This is a genomic window from Methylocystis sp. WRRC1 (assembly GCF_020733155.1).
Classification (GTDB): domain Bacteria; phylum Pseudomonadota; class Alphaproteobacteria; order Rhizobiales; family Beijerinckiaceae; genus Methylocystis.
In genome coordinates, this window is sequence record NZ_JAJFZJ010000001.1 from 3314713 (window position 1) to 3331952 (window position 17240).

At 65.3% G+C, this 17240-nt stretch carries 19 protein-coding genes and 1 tRNA gene; 14 read left to right on the top strand and 6 right to left on the bottom strand.

Annotation, left to right across the window (positions count from 1 at the left end; all coding sequences use genetic code 11):
- The first annotated feature begins 216 nt into the window (after positions 1-216).
- From LG047_RS16265 to recO, 7 genes are all read left to right on the top strand, one after another.
- A complete protein-coding gene (locus LG047_RS16265) occupies positions 217-972 on the top strand; it encodes a pyridoxine 5'-phosphate synthase (protein ID WP_227967793.1) in 756 nt (251 codons plus the stop codon).
- 92 nt (positions 973-1064) lie between these two features.
- Positions 1065-1463 carry a holo-ACP synthase gene (gene acpS, locus LG047_RS16270; protein WP_036282903.1) on the top strand — a complete coding sequence of 133 codons (399 nt, stop codon included), beginning with the start codon at positions 1065-1067 and terminating at the stop codon, positions 1461-1463.
- Between the two features lie 71 nt (positions 1464-1534).
- Complete coding sequence (gene lepB, locus LG047_RS16275) at positions 1535-2305, top strand: signal peptidase I (protein WP_227967794.1); 771 nt, start codon at positions 1535-1537, stop codon at positions 2303-2305.
- A 7-nt stretch (positions 2306-2312) separates the two neighbouring features.
- Entirely contained in the window at positions 2313-3017 is a 705-nt protein-coding gene (rnc, locus tag LG047_RS16280) for a ribonuclease III (protein WP_036282899.1), read from the top strand.
- Positions 3014-3937: a GTPase Era gene (gene era / locus LG047_RS16285; RefSeq protein ID WP_227967795.1), complete on the top strand. Its 924-nt coding sequence runs from the start codon at positions 3014-3016 to the stop codon at positions 3935-3937. The genes rnc and era overlap by 4 nt, the downstream gene beginning before the upstream one ends.
- Positions 3938-3973: 36 nt before the next feature.
- Positions 3974-4201, top strand: a complete 228-nt coding sequence (locus tag LG047_RS16290; protein ID WP_036282897.1) for a DUF1737 domain-containing protein — start codon at positions 3974-3976, stop codon at positions 4199-4201.
- A gap of 7 nt (positions 4202-4208) precedes the next feature.
- Positions 4209-4934, top strand: coding sequence for a DNA repair protein RecO (recO, locus tag LG047_RS16295; RefSeq protein ID WP_036282895.1), 726 nt, complete (start codon positions 4209-4211; stop codon positions 4932-4934).
- An 8-nt stretch (positions 4935-4942) separates the two neighbouring features.
- Here recO and LG047_RS16300 read toward each other — a convergent pair whose 3' ends face one another.
- Positions 4943-5191 (bottom strand): hypothetical protein, encoded by a 249-nt coding sequence (locus tag LG047_RS16300; protein WP_192815593.1) that lies wholly within the window; start codon positions 5189-5191, stop codon positions 4943-4945.
- Positions 5192-5430: 239 nt separating this feature from the next.
- On the opposite strand from LG047_RS16300, the gene parC reads away from it, so the two are divergent.
- Positions 5431-7695 (top strand): DNA topoisomerase IV subunit A, encoded by a 2265-nt coding sequence (parC, locus tag LG047_RS16305; protein WP_036282893.1) that lies wholly within the window; start codon positions 5431-5433, stop codon positions 7693-7695.
- 48 nt (positions 7696-7743) lie between these two features.
- On the opposite strand, the gene LG047_RS16310 is transcribed toward parC, so the two are convergent.
- The 3 genes from LG047_RS16310 to LG047_RS16320 form a co-directional block, all read right to left on the bottom strand.
- Complete coding sequence (locus LG047_RS16310; protein ID WP_036282891.1) at positions 7744-8340, bottom strand: hypothetical protein; 597 nt, start codon at positions 8338-8340, stop codon at positions 7744-7746.
- 15 nt (positions 8341-8355) lie between these two features.
- A complete protein-coding gene (gene cysE / locus LG047_RS16315) occupies positions 8356-9195 on the bottom strand; it encodes a serine O-acetyltransferase (RefSeq protein WP_036282889.1) in 840 nt (279 codons plus the stop codon).
- A 71-nt stretch (positions 9196-9266) separates the two neighbouring features.
- Complete coding sequence (locus tag LG047_RS16320; RefSeq protein ID WP_036287713.1) at positions 9267-10034, bottom strand: alpha/beta fold hydrolase; 768 nt, start codon at positions 10032-10034, stop codon at positions 9267-9269.
- A 153-nt stretch (positions 10035-10187) separates the two neighbouring features.
- Here LG047_RS16320 and LG047_RS16325 point away from each other — a divergent pair.
- From LG047_RS16325 to thrS, 3 genes are all read left to right on the top strand, one after another.
- Positions 10188-10264 (top strand) — tRNA-Arg (locus LG047_RS16325).
- Positions 10265-10719: 455 nt separating this feature from the next.
- Positions 10720-10935 carry a hypothetical protein gene (locus LG047_RS16330; RefSeq protein ID WP_227967796.1) on the top strand — a complete coding sequence of 72 codons (216 nt, stop codon included), beginning with the start codon at positions 10720-10722 and terminating at the stop codon, positions 10933-10935.
- 208 nt (positions 10936-11143) lie between these two features.
- Positions 11144-13075 carry a threonine--tRNA ligase gene (thrS, locus tag LG047_RS16335; RefSeq protein ID WP_227967798.1) on the top strand — a complete coding sequence of 644 codons (1932 nt, stop codon included), beginning with the start codon at positions 11144-11146 and terminating at the stop codon, positions 13073-13075.
- Positions 13076-13245: 170 nt separating this feature from the next.
- Here the strand turns inward: thrS and LG047_RS16340 are convergent, their stop codons facing one another.
- Together LG047_RS16340 and rpmB are read right to left on the bottom strand one after the other, a co-directional pair.
- Positions 13246-13740, bottom strand: a complete 495-nt coding sequence (locus tag LG047_RS16340) for a hypothetical protein (RefSeq protein WP_227967799.1) — start codon at positions 13738-13740, stop codon at positions 13246-13248.
- A 57-nt stretch (positions 13741-13797) separates the two neighbouring features.
- Positions 13798-14091: a 50S ribosomal protein L28 gene (gene rpmB / locus LG047_RS16345; RefSeq protein ID WP_036282883.1), complete on the bottom strand. Its 294-nt coding sequence runs from the start codon at positions 14089-14091 to the stop codon at positions 13798-13800.
- Between the two features lie 436 nt (positions 14092-14527).
- Here rpmB and LG047_RS16350 point away from each other — a divergent pair, with 436 nt between their 5' ends.
- The 3 genes from LG047_RS16350 to LG047_RS16360 all read left to right on the top strand — a co-directional run bounded on the left by LG047_RS16350 (position 14528) and on the right by LG047_RS16360 (position 17205).
- Positions 14528-15418, top strand: coding sequence for an NAD(P)-dependent methylenetetrahydromethanopterin dehydrogenase (locus tag LG047_RS16350; protein WP_227967800.1), 891 nt, complete (start codon positions 14528-14530; stop codon positions 15416-15418).
- Positions 15419-15596: 178 nt separating this feature from the next.
- The gene (fae, locus tag LG047_RS16355) at positions 15597-16106 is read left to right on the top strand and encodes a formaldehyde-activating enzyme (RefSeq protein WP_036282879.1); all 510 of its coding nucleotides are present in this window, start codon (positions 15597-15599) and stop codon (positions 16104-16106) included.
- A 64-nt stretch (positions 16107-16170) separates the two neighbouring features.
- Complete coding sequence (locus LG047_RS16360; RefSeq protein WP_227967801.1) at positions 16171-17205, top strand: hydantoinase/oxoprolinase family protein; 1035 nt, start codon at positions 16171-16173, stop codon at positions 17203-17205.
- Positions 17206-17240 lie beyond the last annotated feature (35 nt).

The following is a 17240-nucleotide window of genomic DNA, read 5'->3' on the forward strand; positions in this document are numbered from 1 at the left end:
TAAGGCCGATTTATACATCATATTTATTTACCAGCGAATACGGCTCTATGATCAATCCCCACATTGATTCATGGAAATTTGTGTAAATCGAGATTTGCGCCAGGATCATGCTCCTGATTTCTGTAGACTTTTCTTGGGCAAGACTTCCTGCGGAAAGCCTGGCGTCCGCCGCCCGCCCCAATGGCAATCGCCCCCCGCGCGCGCTAAGAAAGCCGCATGAACACCAAATCCCTCCGTCTCGGCGTCAACGTCGATCACGTCGCCACCATCCGCAACGCCCGCGGCGGGCCGCGCCCCGACCCCGTGCGGGCGGCGCTGCTCGCTATCGAAGCTGGCGCCGACGGCATTACGGCGCATCTGCGCGAGGATCGCCGCCACATCAACGACGCCGACATGGCGCGGCTCAAGGCCGCCATCACCCGGCCGCTCAATTTCGAAATGGCCGCGACCGGGCAGATGCTCGACATCGCGCTCGCCACCGCGCCGCACGCCGTCTGTCTCGTCCCCGAAAAGCGCACCGAGCGCACGACCGAGGGCGGGCTCGACGTCGTGGGCGGGCATGACTATCTCGCGCCCTATGTCGATCAGCTCGCGCGCGGCGGCATAAGGGTTTCGCTGTTCATCGAGCCATCGGAGGAGGCGATCGACGCCGCCGTATCGATCAGGGCGCCGGTCGTGGAGCTTCACACGGGGGCCTGGTGCCATGCGGTGGAGGTGCGCGATCTCGCCCTTGCCGAGCGGGAGTTCGCGCGCGTCGAAAAGGCCGCCGCCTACGCCGCTGAGCGCGGCATCGAGGTCCACGCCGGGCACGGGCTCGACTATGAGACCGCGCGCCGCGTTTCGGCCCTGCCGCAGATCGTCGAGCTGAACATCGGCCATTTCCTCATCGGCGAAGCGGTCTTCGTCGGTCTCGCCGAGGCCATCCGGCAGATGCGGCGCGCGATGGACGAGGGCAGGGCGAGCGCCGCATGACGCGCCGCCTGGCAAGAACCGGCTTCCTCATCCCGAGGAGCGCGCCGGGCGCGCGTCTCGAAGGGTAATGCGCGTGGAAAGGCGCAGCTTCGATGATTCTCGGCTTCGGCAATGATCTCTGCGACATCCGCCGCATCGAGCGGGCGCTCGAGCGTTACGGGCAGCGTTTCACGCGCCGGATCTACACGGACATAGAGCGCGCGAAGTCGGATCGCCGCGCGGCGCGCGCCGCCACCTACGCCAAGCGCTTCGCCGCCAAGGAGGCCTGCGCCAAGGCGCTCGGCACAGGCATAAGACAGGGCGTGTTCTGGAGGGACATGGGGGTCGTGAACCTTCCCTCCGGCCGGCCGACCATGGCGCTCACCGGGGGCGCGGCCGCGCGGCTGGAGGAGATGACCCCGCCGGGCATGCGCGCCGTCATCCATCTGACGCTCACGGACGAATATCCTCTCGCGCAAGCGCAGGTTCTCATTGAGGCCGTGGCGTGCTAAGCGGGGCAAGCCGGGCAGGCCGACGCCGCCCAACGACGAAGGAGTGAGGCGGCTTGAGCAGGAACGTCCCGGTGGCTGACAAACACGAAGAAGGCGGTCTGCTGGAAACGATCAAGGTGATCGTCCAGGCGCTCGCCATCGCGCTCGTCATTCGCACGCTGCTGTTTCAGCCCTTCAACATCCCGTCAGGCTCGATGATCCCGACGCTTTTGATCGGCGACTATGTCTTCGTGTCGAAATACGCCTACGGCTATTCGAATTACTCCATGCCCTTCGGCCCCAACATCCTGCCGGGCCGCATCCTTTCCTCGCCGCCCAAGCGCGGCGACGTGGTCGTTTTCAAGCTGCCGCGCGACAATGAGACGGATTACATCAAGCGCGTGATCGGCCTGCCGGGCGACCGTATCCAGGTCATCGAGGGCCGCCTCTACATCAATGGCGTGATCGTGCCGCGCGAGCCGATCGAGAAGGCCCGCACCGAAAGCCGCGAAGGCCGCGAGGTTCCGGTTCCGACCTACAAGGAAACCCTGCCGGGGGGCGACGGCTATCCGGGCGTCGAGCACACGATCATCGAGATCGAGGGCGACCACGGCATCAACGACAACACCGAGCTCTTCGTCGTGCCGCCGGATCAATATTTCATGATGGGCGACAATCGCGACAACTCCACCGATTCGCGCATCGCGCCGGATCTGGGCGGGGTGGGCTATGTGCCCTTCATCAATCTCGTCGGCCGCGCGGAGATCATCTTCTTCTCGGTGAAGAAGGACGAATCTGCGCTCGCCTTCTGGCGCTGGCCGTGGTCGGTGCGCTGGGATCGCCTGTTCAAGCCGGCCCATTGAGCGCGCGATGGCGCGGGCGAAAGTCGATCTCGCCGCCCTCGAGGAGAGCGTCGGACACAGGTTCGCCGACCAGTCCCTGCTGCGATGGGCGCTGACCCATGTCAGCGCGTCGTCGCAACGGCCCGAGTCATACGAACGGCTGGAGTTTCTCGGCGACCGCGTGCTCGGCCTCGCCGTGGCGCACATGCTTTACGAGGCTTTTCCCGGCGAGAGCGAGGGCGAACTCTCGCGCCGCCTCGCCGCGCTGGTGCGCAAGGAGACCTGCGCGGAAGTCGCGGAGATCTGGGGCGTCGGGCCCTATATGAGGCTGGGCGAGGGCGAGGCGCAGACCGGCGGCCGCAAGAAGCGCGCGATTCTCGGCGACGTGTGCGAGGCGATCATCGGCGCGGTGTTTCTGGACGGCGGCGCTGACGCCGCCGGGCGTGTGGTGCGCGCGGGCTTTGGCCCGAAAATGCTGGAAGCGGGGCGCGACCTGCGCGACGCCAAGACCGCGCTGCAGGAATGGGCGCAGGCTCGCCGGCTCCCGCCGCCGCGTTACCGGCTGATCGCGCGCAGCGGGCCGGACCACGCGCCCTCATTCGAGATGGCGGTGGACATAGAAGGCTTCGAATCGGCCGGGGGAGCCGGCGCCTCGAAGCGTGTCGCGGAACAGGCGGCCGCGGCGGCTTTCATGGCGCGCGAGGGCGTCGAGGACGGAAAGGGATCGACGTGACCGAAGAAAACGCCGCTGGACAGGAAACGCGCTGCGGCTTCGCGGCGCTCGTCGGCGCGCCCAACGCCGGCAAGTCGACGCTATTGAACCAGCTCGTTGGCGCGAAAGTGTCGATCGTCTCGCGCAAGGCGCAGACGACGCGGGCGCTCGTGCGCGGCATCGCCATCGACGGACCGGCGCAGATCATACTGGTCGATACGCCCGGCATCTTCAAGCCGAAGCGCCGGCTCGATCGCGCCATGGTCGCGAGCGCGCTTTCCGGCGCGACCGACGCCGATGTCGTCGCTCTGCTGGTCGATGCGCGAAGGGGGCTCGATGAGGAAGTCGAGTCGATCCTGACGCAGCTTGCGGAAGTGAAGGCGCCGAAGATTCTGGTGCTGAACAAGATCGACGTGATCGCCCGCGAAAAGCTGCTCGCGCTCGCCGCGAAAATGAATGAGCGCGGGAAGTTCGAGGAGACCTTCATGGTCTCCGCGCTCACCGGCGACGGCGTCGGGGATCTGCGCCATGCGCTCGGAAAGCGCATGAAGGCGGGGCCGTGGCTCTACCCAGAGGACCAGCTCTCCGACGCGCCGCTGCGGCTGCTCGCCGCCGAGATCACGCGCGAGCAGATCTATGAGCGGCTGCACGACGAACTGCCCTATCAGTCGACCGTCGAAACCGATTCGTGGACGAACCAGAAGGACGGCTCGGCGCGCATCGAGCAGACGATCTATGTCACCCGCGAGGGGCAGAAACGCATCGTCATCGGCGAGGGCGGGAAGACCATAAAGGCCATCGGCCAGGCGGCGCGGCGCGAGATCGCGGAGGCCGCCGAGCAGCCCGTTCACCTTTTCCTCTTCGTTAAGGTTCGGGAAAACTGGGCGGACGATCCGGAGCGCTACCGCGAAATGCGTCTGGAGTTTCCAAAGGGCGGGTAGTATCGACGATCGAAGCAGATTCTGCGGGGAGGGAAAATGTCGGAGAAACGCAAGGTCACGACCGTCTATCGATATCTGACCGGCCCTGACGACGTCTCCTTCTGTCATCGCGTCACACAGGCGCTGAGCATGGGCTGGCAGCTCTATGGCTCGCCCACGCTTACTTTCGATTCCGCAAAGGGCCGCGTCATTTGCGGACAGGCTTTGACCAAGGATGTCGAAGACCTGGAATACAAGCCGGACATAAAACTTTCCGAGGTCTGAGCCCGAAATGGAATGGCGCGACGAGGGTCTCGTGATCGGCGCGCGAAAGCACGGCGAGACTTCCGTCATTCTCGAACTGATGACCCGCCAGCATGGCCGCCACCTCGGCGTCGTGCGGGGAGGCCGCTCGCAGGCGATGCGGCCCGTCCTGCAGCCCGGCAATCTCGTGGTCGCCAGCTGGCGAGCGCGGCTGGAGGTCCATCTCGGCGCCTTCGCCATCGAACCGCTCGCTTCCCGCGCTGCACGTTATCTGGATCGCGGCGCGGCGCTGCACGGCGTTGCGGCGCTGGCGGCGTGGCTCCGCCTGCTTCCGGAACGCGATCCTTACGAGGAATTGTTCGAAATGGCCGACGCCATCGCCTGCCGGCTCGATGCGGCTGACTTCGCCGCGCCATTGATGGCGCGATTTGAACTGGCGTTGCTGGGCGCGCTCGGTTTCGGCCTTGATCTCGGCGCCTGCGCGCTCACCGGCGCGCGCGATGATCTGGCCTATGTGTCGCCCAAATCCGGCCGCGCGGTGAGCCGTGAGGCGGGCGCGCCCTGGCGGGAGCGGCTGCTGCCCTATCCGGCGTTCCTGCGAGAGGCGAGTGATGTGGCCGCTGTCGATGACGTCGCCGCCGCCTTCCGGCTGACCGGCTATTTTCTCACCCGCGACGTGCTGGCGCCGCGCGGCGTGGCGATGCCGGCTTCACGCGCGCTTTATATCGACGCCCTTGCGCGGGCCGCGGCGTGAGAACCGGCTCAGCGCAGTTCGTCGCAGATGATTCGCGATTCCTTGCTCGTCACGCCATATCCCTCGTCGGTGTCGACGAGGATCTCGCGACACACCGCCTGCATCCCTTCGTCGTTGCGGGCTTCCTCGCGCGCGGGCGCGGCGCGGCGGCGCGCGGCGTGAGCCGAATCAGCGACGGAAAAGAACGGGAATTCGAGAGCTTGCGCGGCGCCGGCAAAAATTGACGTCATGGCCAGAAGCGTAAGGATTTTCTTCATTTTCGCCTTGCTGGAGGGATGACTGAAATTCGCGCGTCATAGCGCCGCGCCATCGAAGCGGCTACTTTTCTAAAGGAGGCGGCCGCGGCGCGGCAAGCGTTAAAATGCAACTATTTCGGGTAAAAGAAAAAATGCCGTCAGGGCTGGCGGTTAGACTTGTGGATTGACGACGGCGCGCTTGCGCCGTCGGCTCGCGGCTCATAGGACGGGCGCGGGCGCGCGACAACAGGATCAGGTGAATGGCGCAAAAGGGCGGTTCGGCGGGCAGGGGCAAGGGCGGCGGCGAGGAGACGGCTCCGACGCCGGTCGATCTGCGCGAGGCGCTGGAAGAACGCTACCTGCGTTATGCGCTGTCGACAATCACCGACCGCGCCCTGCCCGACGCGCGCGACGGTCTGAAACCCGTTCACCGTCGCATTCTCTACGGCATGCATGTGCTGCGGCTCGATCCCGGCGCGCCGTTCAAGAAATGCGCGAAGATCGTCGGCGACGTGATGGGCTCGTTCCATCCTCATGGCGACCAGGCGATCTATGACGCTCTGGTGCGTCTCGCGCAGGATTTCTCCTCGCGCTATCCGCTCGTCGACGGGCAGGGCAATTTCGGAAATATCGACGGCGACTCGGCCGCCGCCTATCGCTACACCGAAGCGCGCATGACGTCCGTCGCGCGCGGGCTGCTCGAAGGCATCGACGAAGACGCGATCGACTTCAAGCCGAATTATTCAGGCGAAGAGAAGGAGCCGATCGTCCTCCCCTCGGCGCTGCCGAACATGTTGGCGAATGGCGCGCAGGGCATTGCGGTCGGCATGGCGACGTCGATCCCGCCGCACAATCTCGCCGAGCTCTGCGACGCGGCGCTCTATCTCATTTCGCATCGAAATGCGACGAGCGAGCAGCTGCTCACTTTCGTGCAGGGGCCGGATTTTCCGACCGGCGGCATTATCGTCGACAGGCGCGAGGAGATCGTCGAGGCCTATCGCACGGGGCGCGGCTCCTTCCGCGTGCGCGCGCGCTGGACGAAAGAGGAGCTGCCGCGCGGCGGCTGGGTCGCCGTCGTAACGGAAATTCCCTATGGCGTGCAGAAGTCGCGTCTCATCGAAAAACTTGCGGAGCTGATCTCGGAGCGCAAGCTCCCGCTCGTCGCCGACGTGCGCGACGAGTCTGCGGAGGACGTGCGCATCGTCCTCGAACCGCGCTCGCGCAACATCGACGCGGCGCTGATGATGGAGACGCTGTTCAAGCTCTCCGAACTCGAAACGCGCTTCGGCATGAACATGAATGTTCTCGTCGACGGCGTGACGCCGCGCGTCGTCTCGCTCGACGAGGCGCTGCGGCAGTGGCTCGATCACCGGCGCGAAGTGCTGCAACGCCGCTCGCGCCACAGGCTCGCCGCGATCCTGCGCCGCATCGAGCAACTGGAAGGCATGATCATCGTCTTCCTCAATCTCGACGAGGTGATCCGCATCATCCGCGAGGAGGACGACGCCAAGGGCGAGCTGAAGAAGGCGTTCAAGCTCACCGACCTTCAGGTCGATTATATTCTCGACACGCGCCTGCGGTCGTTGCGCAAGCTCGAGGAAATGGAGCTGCGCCGCGAGCTGAAAGAACTCACGGACGAGCGCGCAGACATCGAGGCGCTGCTGGCCGACGACGGCAGGCAATGGAAGACGATCGCCGCCCAGGTCCGCGAGCTGAAGAAGATTTACGGGCCTCAGACTGAAATCGGCAAGCGTCGCACGACCTTCGAGGACGCGCCGGCCGCGGTCGATCTCGATCTCGCGGAGGCCATGATCGAGCGCGAGCCGATCACCGTCGTCGTTTCGAAGAAGGGCTGGATTCGCGCGCTGAAAGGCCATGTGCAAGATCTGTCGACGCTGCAGTTCAAGGGCGACGACGAACTGGATACGAGCTTCTTTGCTCAGACGACGTCGAAGATCCTCGTGCTCGCCACCAATGGCAAGGCCTATACGCTCGACGCCTCGAAACTGCCGGGCGGGCGCGGGCATGGCGAGCCGATCCGTCTTTTCGCGGATATCGACGAGGATGCGAGCGTCGCGCGCGTCTTGCCGCATGAGCCGCAAGCGTCATTGCTGCTCGTCGCCGACGACGGGCGCGGCTTCGTCGTCGCGCAGGACGATCTGCTGTCGTCAACGAAAAAGGGCCGCGCCGTGCTCAATGTCGAACCGCCGGCGCGTCTGAAGGTCGTCACGGAGGCGGCGGGCGATCATGTCGCGATCATCGGCGAGAACCGCAAGCTCCTCGTCTTCCCGCTGGAGGAGGCGCCGCGCATGGCGCGCGGAAAGGGCGTGCGCATGCAGCGCTACAAGGACGGCGGCGTCGCGGACGCAAAGGTGTTCTCGCTCGCCGACGGGCTGACATGGACGGATTCGTCGGGCCGCGTCTTTACCGTCGAGAAGCTGGAGCTGAAAGAGTGGATCGGCCACCGCGCCGAAGCCGGAAGGCTGCCGCCGCGGGGGTTCCCGAGGAATAACAGGTTTGGGTGAGGCGCCCGACAGGCGCCCGCGCGTTCTTCCCGCGGGGGCAGAACGCAATCACGACGGCTTCGAGAAATCCGGGATCCTGAAAAACAGCTTCCCCTGCCGCCACATTGTGAACGCGACGCCGCCCGCGACGACGGCGAATACGCCGAAGCCGATATAGAGGTAGAACTCCTCGTCGGTCATGAGGCCGACGGAGAAGGGGTGACGGCCCTCGTAGCTTTTGGCGCCATTGTCGCTGACGAGCTTCGCGTAGAGCACGTAATTGCCGGGCTGTTTGAAGTCCTGATCGAAATTCACCATCCCGTTGCGGAATTTCTGCACGGGCAGGCGCCCGACGACATCGGCCTCGGGGTCGGCCTCGCCGTTTGGCCCCTTGCTGCGCAGGATGCGAATGTCCCAGTTCATGTCGCGCAGCTCATTGTCCGAGGCGTCGAGGACGATGACGCTCGGGCCGGTGTCGGGCAGGGCGACGCATTCGCGGTCGATGTTCTTCTTCGGCTGCATGGCGACGAATTTCATCGACTTTTCGCCCAGCGCGATGGGGCAGTCGGGATCATAGTAATGCCAGCCGGCGGCGCGGGCGGGTTGCGACGAAAGAGTCGCGGCCGAAAGGATGAAAAGCGCCGCGCCGAAAAGAAGTCTGCTCACGTTAACCCCTCGCCCTCACATCCCTGCGTCCAGAACCGCCAGCATCTGGTCCATCGCCAGCGCCGGCTCGGCGCATTTCGAGTCGCCGACGATTCGCGCCGGCACGCCTGCGACAGTCTTGTTTGCGGGCACGGAGTCAAGGACCACCGAACCCGCCGCGATCATGGCGCAGCGGCCGATCTCGATATTGCCCAGCACTTTCGCGCCGGCGCCGATCAGCACGCCGCGACGCACCTTCGGGTGCCGGTCGCCGCGCGCCTTTCCGGTGCCGCCCAGCGTCACGCCATGCAGCATCGAGACGTCGTCCTCTATCACGCTGGTCGCGCCGATGACGACGCCGGTCGCATGGTCGATGAACACGCCCTTGCCGATGACGGCGGCGGGGTGAATGTCGGTCTGAAAAATCTGCGACGAGAGACTCTGCAGGGTCAGCGCAAAGTCGCTGCGGCCGTTCTTCCACAGCCAATGCGCCAGCCGGTAGGTCTGAAGCGCGTGGAAACCCTTGAAATAGAGCGCCGGCTCGATCAGCCGCGTGCAGGCGGGGTCGCGCTCGACCACCGCGAGCAGATCAGCGCGAAAGGCCTCGGCGATCGACGGGTCGCGCGCGAGGCAGGCCTCATAGGCCTGGCGGATCGCGGCGTAGGAGGCCTCGGGGCGATCCAGCCGCTGGGCGACGCGATGCGTGACCACGCCCGCAACGGAATCCTGCGCCAGCACGGCCGGATGGATGAAGCCGCCAAGCTCGGGTTCGCGGCGCAGCACGTCTTCCGCTTCGAGCCGCATCCGCGCGAGCATCGGGTCCCCTTGCGTGAAGTCGATGACTTTCGCGGATTGTTCGCGGGTGTCGACGGCCATTCGGGCTCTCCTCTTGCGCCCGCTATATAGGGGTTTTCTATCCCGAAATCATCCCGCCCGGCGCGCCGGCCTCAGGGGCGCGCCGACAGGAACTCCAGCACCGCCTGCTTGTAGAGGCGGTCGCCGACGGCGCGGTTGTGGTCGCGGCCGGGAATGTCGAAAATTCGCACATTGCGGAACAGGGGCTGCAACGGCGCGGGATCGCCGGCCACGTCGTCCCGCGTTCCGACGCAGATGAGCACCGGGCTCTCGATCCGGGCGAGAAGCGACGGCTCGATCGCCTTGCGCGCGCCACGCACGCAGGCGGCGAGCGCGGCGAGATCGCTGCGCGTCGATTCGGCGAAGCCGCGGAATATCTTGAGCATCGAATTGTCGATGTCCTCGATGCGCTCGGCCTCCATGGCCTCCGCAAGACCGCCCGGCAGGCCGGCGTCCTCGACGAGATACTGGCCGATGCCGCCGAGAACCAGCCCGCGCACGCGCTCGGGATGCGCCAGACTCATGACCGTGGCGATTCGCGCGCCCAGCGAGTAGCCCATCACATCGGCGCGCTCGATGGCGAGATGATCGAGCAGGTTGATCACGTCCTGCGCCATGATATCGAGCGAATATTGCGCCGGATCGTAGAGTTTCTGCGATCTCCCGTGACCCCGGTTGTCGAAGGCGATCACGCGCCGGCCGTCCTCGGTCAGCGTCTTCACCCATTGGGTGAACATCCAGTTCACCGCATGGGTGGAGGCGAAGCCGTGAATGAGAACGATGGGCTCGCGCCGATCTTCTGTCAGGGGCTCGAAATCCGAATACGCAATCTCGACGCCATTCGAGATGAAAGTTTCCATCATGAATCCCGGTTAGACCCTTCTACTTAAACGCAAAAACGCCCTGCGCAAGCGTTGTGTGGCCAAATTCAAAACCGCTATTGCCAATCGGGCCGCTTGCCGTTAAACGAGCGCAAGTCGTCGCCGCCTCCGGGGCGGTCATGAGACGACAGGGCGCCCGTAGCTCAGCTGGATAGAGCACCAGACTACGAATCTGGGGGTCAGAGGTTCGAATCCTTTCGGGCGCGCCATTCTTCCGCATCACGCCTTCTTCTCGACTGCAGTAGGGAAAGTGCGCCCCTGCGGCCATGCCGTGGCCGGTCGGGGTCTTTCGCCGCTCGGGATGTTAAATATGGCGGCAAGGGCGAGCGGGAAGCGACTCCGCGCGACAAGAAATGTCGCAGTATTTTCACGTAGTGCCTTCGCGCGCCGGCCCATGCCGGATTGGCGATCAGCGGTGATGGCGCCGCCGCTTGCGCGCGCCCGGATTCGGCGCGATCGACGCAGCGAAGTTCCCCGACAGGCGAAACCGTCGCGCGAGATCGCAGGCTTCTTTACGTAAACGCCGAAAATTCGCCACGCCCGCAGGAAAAATGGCGCAACTGCGACTTCACTCGATTGTGACAGAGCGCCGCTCTAGATCGGTTTGTAGGCCGTTATCTTTGCAGCAACGGACGGAAACAGACATTCAACGGGAGAAGGAAATATGGTGCGCAAACTGTTCATCGTCGCCGCCGCCGCCAGCGTCGTCGTCCTGTCGGGTCAGGCTCTCGCCTGGCACTCGACGCATGAGCGGCACATGCGCGAGCATCACGGCCACAACGGCTACGGGCGCCACCATGACAGGCATTGGCGCCACCATCATGATTATCACTGGGGCAAGCACCACCACCACGGCGTTCATCTCGAGGGCTCTCACTGACGCCGGGTCGCGCGATTCGCCAGACAAAATGAAAGCCGCCCGCGTTTCGCCGGCGGCTTTTTTTTCGGGAGACTCCTCCGCCTCCGAGCGCCCGCGCGATGGGGCCGGGCAATTGCGCCCTCGCTCGCGGGGCGCTAAAAACGCGGCCTTCCATCCACAGCGACTTACGCCGGTTTGCAGCGGCGATTGAGCGCGTCAGGAGGCAAATATGGTTGCGGTCACATTCCCCGATGGGGCGTCCCGTCAGTTCGAAGCCGGCGTCACGGGCTTCGACATCGCGAAGAGCATCTCCCCCTCCCTCGCCAAGCGCACGGTGGCCATGACGCTCGACGGCGAACTGGTCGACCTGATGAAGCCTGTAAAACAGGACGCGAAGATCGAGTTCGTCTCGCGCGAGGACCCGCGCGCGCTGGAGCTCATTCGCCACGACGCCGCCCATGTGCTGGCGGAGGCGGTGCAGGAGCTTTATCCCGGCACGCAGGTCACGATCGGCCCGGTGATCGAGAACGGCTTTTATTACGACTTCCATCGCGCCGAGCCCTTCACGCTCGAAGACCTGCCGGTGATCGAGAAGAAGATGCGGGAGATCGTCGCGCGCGACGCGCCCATCGTGCGCGAGGAATGGGACCGCGACCACGCCAGGACCTGGTTCATCGCCAAGGGCGAGACCTTCAAGGGCGAACTCATCGACAGCATCAAGTCCGACGAGCCGCTGAGCGTTTACAAGCAGGGCCATTGGCTCGATCTCTGCCGCGGCCCGCATCTGCCCTCGGTCGGCAAGATTGGCACGGCCTTCAAGCTGATGAAGGTCGCGGGCGCCTATTGGCGCGGCGATTCGACGAAGCCGATGCTCAGCCGCATCTACGGCACGGCCTGGGCCACGCAGGAGGAGCTCGACGCCTATCTGCATCGGCTGGAGGAAGCCGAGCGCCGCGACCACCGCCGCCTCGGCCGCGAGATGGATCTCTTTCATTTCCAGGAGGAGGGGCCGGGCGCGATTTTCTGGCATCCGAAAGGCTGGACGCTCTTCCAGACGCTCGTCTCCTATATGCGTCGGCGACAGAAGGCGGCGGGCTACACGGAAGTGAACACGCCGCAGGTGCTCGACCGCGCGCTGTGGGAGACGTCGGGCCACTGGCAGACCTATCGCGAGAACATGTTCGTCACCAAGACGGAAGACGAGCGTATTTTCGCGCTGAAGCCGATGAACTGCCCCGGCCATGTGCAGATCTTCAAGAACGGGCTGAAGTCCTATCGCGACCTGCCGGTGAAGATCGCGGAATTCGGCGTCGTGCATCGCTACGAGCCGTCCGGCGCGCTGCACGGCATGATGCGCGTGCGCGCCTTTACGCAGGACGACGCGCATATCTTCTGCTCCGAAGACCAGATCATGGACGAGGCGCTGAAGATCAACGACCTCATCCTGACGATCTACCGCGACTTCGGCTTCGACGATGTCGTGGTGAAGCTCTCGACGCGCCCGGAAAAGCGCGTCGGCTCGGACGAGGCGTGGGACAAGGCGGAAGCCGCCCTCGGCAAGGTGCTCGACGAACTTGCCAGACGCGGGCTGAAGACGAGCATTCAGGAAGGCGAGGGCGCTTTCTACGGGCCGAAGCTCGAATATACGCTGCGCGACGCCATCGGCCGCGAATGGCAATGCGGCACGACTCAGGTGGACTTCAACCTCCCGGTGCGATTCGGCGCCTTCTACATCGGCGCCGACAGCGACAAGAAGATTCCGGTGATGATCCACCGCGCCATGTTCGGCTCGCTCGAGCGCTTCACCGGCATTCTGATCGAGCATTTCGCCGGCCATCTGCCGCTGTGGCTCTCGCCGCTGCAGATCGTCATCTGCACGATCACGCAGGAGGCCGACGACTACGCCTATGAGGTTGCCGCCGCCGCGCGAAAACTCGGACTCAACATCGACATCGACGCGCGCAACGAGAAGATCACCTACAAGGTGCGCGAACATTCGCTCGCCAAGGTTCCGGTGCTTCTCGTCGCGGGCAAGAAGGAGGCGGCCGAGCGCACGATCTCGATTCGCCGTCTCGGCTCGCAGCAGCAGACGCAGATGGGAATCGACGAGGCGCTGGCGCAGCTGGCGGCGGAAGCGACGCCGCCGGACGTGAGGTCCTAGGCTTCGAGTCTCGAGCCGCCATATCTCCCCGCAAGCAGGGAGGTATGGCGGTCGGAGACCGTCGGGCAGGGCGCTGCGTCGACGCCGAACATTTGCCCCTTCCGGACCGCGCTTTGCGGGGCGAGTCTCCCTGCAGCGGGTGGGCGGCGCAAGCTGGCTCGTGAGCTTTTCTAGGGACTGAAAATCAAATACCCCCACGGCCGGTCAAACCCCGGCCCTGCGGTCTGCCGCCAGCCGCGACCGGCCAGCGTCCGCGCCACATAGCGGTTGAACCAGCCATGGCCGACGAGCGCGACGTCGCCCTGCGCCGACGCTTCCAGCAGTCGTTCCGCGCATTGCCCGGCGCGGCTGCGCAGATCGTCGCGCGCCCCGGCCAGCGCGGGGGAAAATTCTCCGCGCGCCCGCGCGAGGATCATCCACGCGATCGCCGGAAGTTTCAGCGGCAGATTCGGCGTGAGCGGCGGAGCTTCCCGAAAGGCCGATTCGCTCACATCGGTTGTAACGCCAAGCCGCGCCAGGGTTTCCGAAACACGCGGCGCGTCGCTCGCAAGGACAGTCGCTGCTCCGCCGACGAGTCGCGCAACGTCTTCGGGCGGCAGGGCGTCAGCCTCTATCCCGGCACGTTCATAGGCGTCGATATAGGCGCAGAACTCTCGAAACGACAAAAGCCCCGACGCCTTGACAGCGACGGGGCCATGTCGGACCAGAATGATCGAAGGCAATTACGCGGTGGCCGCGCTCTGCTTCTTCTCGATCTCGCGCTTCAGCACGCGGGCGTTCTGCGAAAGCTCCTCGTCGCGCGCCTTCACGAGGAAGGCGTCGAGACCGCCGCGGTGCTCGACCGAGCGCAGGGCGGCCGCCGAGATGCGCAGGCGCACCGAACGCGCGAGCGCCTCGGAGGCGAGCGTCACATTGACGAGGTTGGGCAGGAAACGCGTGCGCGTCTTGCGATTGGAGTGGCTGACGAGATTACCCGTCTGCACGCCCTTGCCGGTCAGCTCGCAACGCCGGGACATGGAACTTCCTTTCAATCCGCTTTGGCTTCGTCCACGCGGCGGGCAGGGACCAAAGTGCGCCCGCGCCGCCGACGATGGGTGAAAACGACGCAAAAGGCTCGCCGCTCAAAGCGCCGAGCCCTGTTCGCGAGCCTTATAAGAGCAAAGGGCCGCGAGCGTCAACCGGGCGGGTCCGGCGGGGCGGCTTGATCTGTGTCATGCCTCGTTAATCCACAGCGGGAAAGCCTGCGGAGAAGCCGCAATCGCCTCTGGACATCGGCGGCGTTCTGGGTTCTAAGCCTGTCGTCGCTCCGGGCGGGGCGAGGCGCGCCGCGCCGCGCCGTTCTTTCTGGCCCGGAATCTTCGAAAAACGACAGGGCCGGAGCCTGTCCTCCCGCCACGCCCGCCGGTTTGCGGCGGCGCGACGCTTAAACGACAGAAAGGTTGGGGAAATTCCATGGCCAAAGCAATTCTGCACATGCTCAGCACGTTGAAGCATATGAGCCCCTTCGACGTGAACATGGCCCTCGACGCCGGTTATGATGCGGCGATTCCCTACACCAACGTCACTCTCGATGAAGTCACGGCGCTCGTGCAGGACGCGATGTTCTCGCGCGCGCCCTCCGCGGCGCTGAAGACCGGCATTTTCTTCGCGGGCCGCGACGCCGTGCTCGCCCTCGACATGCTCGAAGCCGCCCAGAAGGCGCTGCTCAAGCCCTTCGAGGTTTCGCTCTTCGCCGACCCCTACGGCTCCTTCACCACGGCCGGCGCGATGGTCGCCTGCGTCGAGAAGGTGCTGCGAGACAAGAAGCAGCGCGAGCTGAAGGGCTCCCGGATCGTGATTTACGGCGCCACGGGCGTCGTCGGCTATTCCTCGGCTGTCATCGCTGCGCTGGAAGGCGCCGAAGTGACGATCGTCGGCTACAGCGGCCTCGACCGCGTCGCCAAGCAGGCCGACGAAATGTGCAAGCGCTTCAACATCAAGGTGAAGCCGGCCGACGGCAGCTCGCCGGAAATGGTGCGCGCGCTGCTCGTCGAGCATGAGATCGCGCTCTGCGCCGCCCGCGCCGGCGTGCAGGTCCTGTCGAAGGACGACCTCAACGCGGCGAAGAGCCTGCTGATCGCCGCCGACGTGAACGCCGTGCCGCCGCTCGGCGTCGAAGGCTGCGGCCTGCACGACAACGGCGTCGTCGTTTCCGAGCATGGGGCGCTGGGCATCGGCGCGCTGGCCATCGGCAATGTGAAATACGGCGCGGAGTCGGGCCTCTTCAAGCAGATGGTCACTTCCGACAAGCCGCTCTGCCTCGACTTCCGTCACGCTTTCGCCCTCGCGCGTCAGCTCGTGTAAGACGCGCGCGCAATTGCCGGGCGAGGAGCTTGGCAAGCGCGCGCAAAACTGGTTGAGTCCGCGCCGCGGTCGTTTGTCCGCAGCGCTTTCTCATGGCCGGCGCCTTCGTGTGTCCGGCTCCTGGCAAAACGCCCGCCGCCCCTGGCGGGATGCAATGTTTCTTTGAAAGGGAACGCACATGGCAGTTATCAACAAGATGCTGGTCGGCGAGTCGCTGGTTGGCGAAGGCAATGAAGTCGCGCACATCGACCTGATCATGGGACCGCGCGGTTCGGCCGCCGAGCTCGCTTTCGCGAACGCTCTCGTCAACAACAAGGACGGCTTCACGACGCTTCTCGCGGTCGTCGCTCCGAACCTGCTCTGCAAGCCCAACACGATCCTGTTCAACAAGGTCACCATCAAGGGCGCCAAGCAGGCCGTCCAGATGTTCGGCCCGGCTCAGCACGGCGTCGCCAAGGCCGTCGCCGACTCGGTCGCCGAGGGCGTGATCCCGGTTGCCGAAGCCGACGACCTGTTCATCTCGGTCGGCGTGTTCATTCACTGGGACGCTTCGGACGACAAGAAGATCCAGGACTACAACTATCAGGCCACGAAGGAAGCCATCGCCCGCGCCGTTCGCGGCGAGCCGAAGGCCGCTGAAGTCGTCGCCAAGCGCAACGAGGCCAAGCACCCCTTCGCCGCGAACTGATTTCGCGCGACGGCGTAAGATCGAAGGGGAGCCGCAGGGCTCCCCTTTTTCGTTTCGAGGAAGCATGACGAGCGTCATCGGCTGGGACATTGGCGGCGCGCATGTGAAGGCCGCGCGGGCGGAAGATGGTCGCCTTGTCGTCGTCACCCAGCGCGCCTGCGCGCCGCATATGGGCCTCGCGCATCTCGAGCAGCCGATTCGGGGAACGCTCGCGGAACTCGGCTCCGCCGAGCGTCATCGCGTCACGATGACGGCTGAATTGTCCGACGCTTTCGAGGACCGCGCGCGCGGCGTGATCTCGGTTGCGGCGATCGTCGCGCGGGAGATCGGCGCGGGCGATATTCTTTTCTACGCCGGCGCGGATGGTTTCGTTTCGCGCGCGGCGCTGCCGGAATTCGCCGGGTCGGTGGCGTCCGCCAATTGGCGCGCGAGCGCCGAACTCGCCGCGCAGCATTGCGCCGAAGCGTTGTTCGTCGACATCGGTTCGACCACGAGCGATTTGATCCCCATCCGCAACGGCTGCGTCAGCGCCTCGGGCGCGACTGACGCCGAGCGGCTTGCCTCCGGCGAACTCGCTTATGCCGGTTTCAGCCGCGGGTCTCCGCAGGCCTATGCGTCGCGCGCGCCAATCGACGGGGCGTGGACGCCGCTCGTCAACGAGGCCTTCGCCTCCATGGCCGACGTGCGCCGCGTGCTCGGCGATTTGCCGGAGGGCGAGAGCGGCGCCGATCTCTCGCCAACCGCCGACGGCCGCCCGAAAACGATTCCCGCTTCGCGCGCGCGGCTTGCGCGCCTCATTGGCCGCGACGCCGCGCAGCTTTCCGATTCGCAGGCGCGCGCGCTGGCCGATTATTTCGCGCGCGCGCAGATGCGCGCCATCGAGGACCAGATCGCGCTCCTCGCCTCGCGCGACGCGATCGCGCCTGACGCGCCCTTCATCGGCGCCGGCGTCGGCCGCGCGCTTGTCGCGCGTCTCGCGCAAATGATGGCGCGGCCCTATCAGGATTTCGCGGACTTCATCTGCGCGCCGGAGGATTTGTGCGCGGCGGCGTCCGATTGCGCGCCAGCGGCGGCGCTCGCGTTACTGGAAGAGAAGTAGCGCGCAAAAACATGAAGCCGGCTCGCATTCTGGCT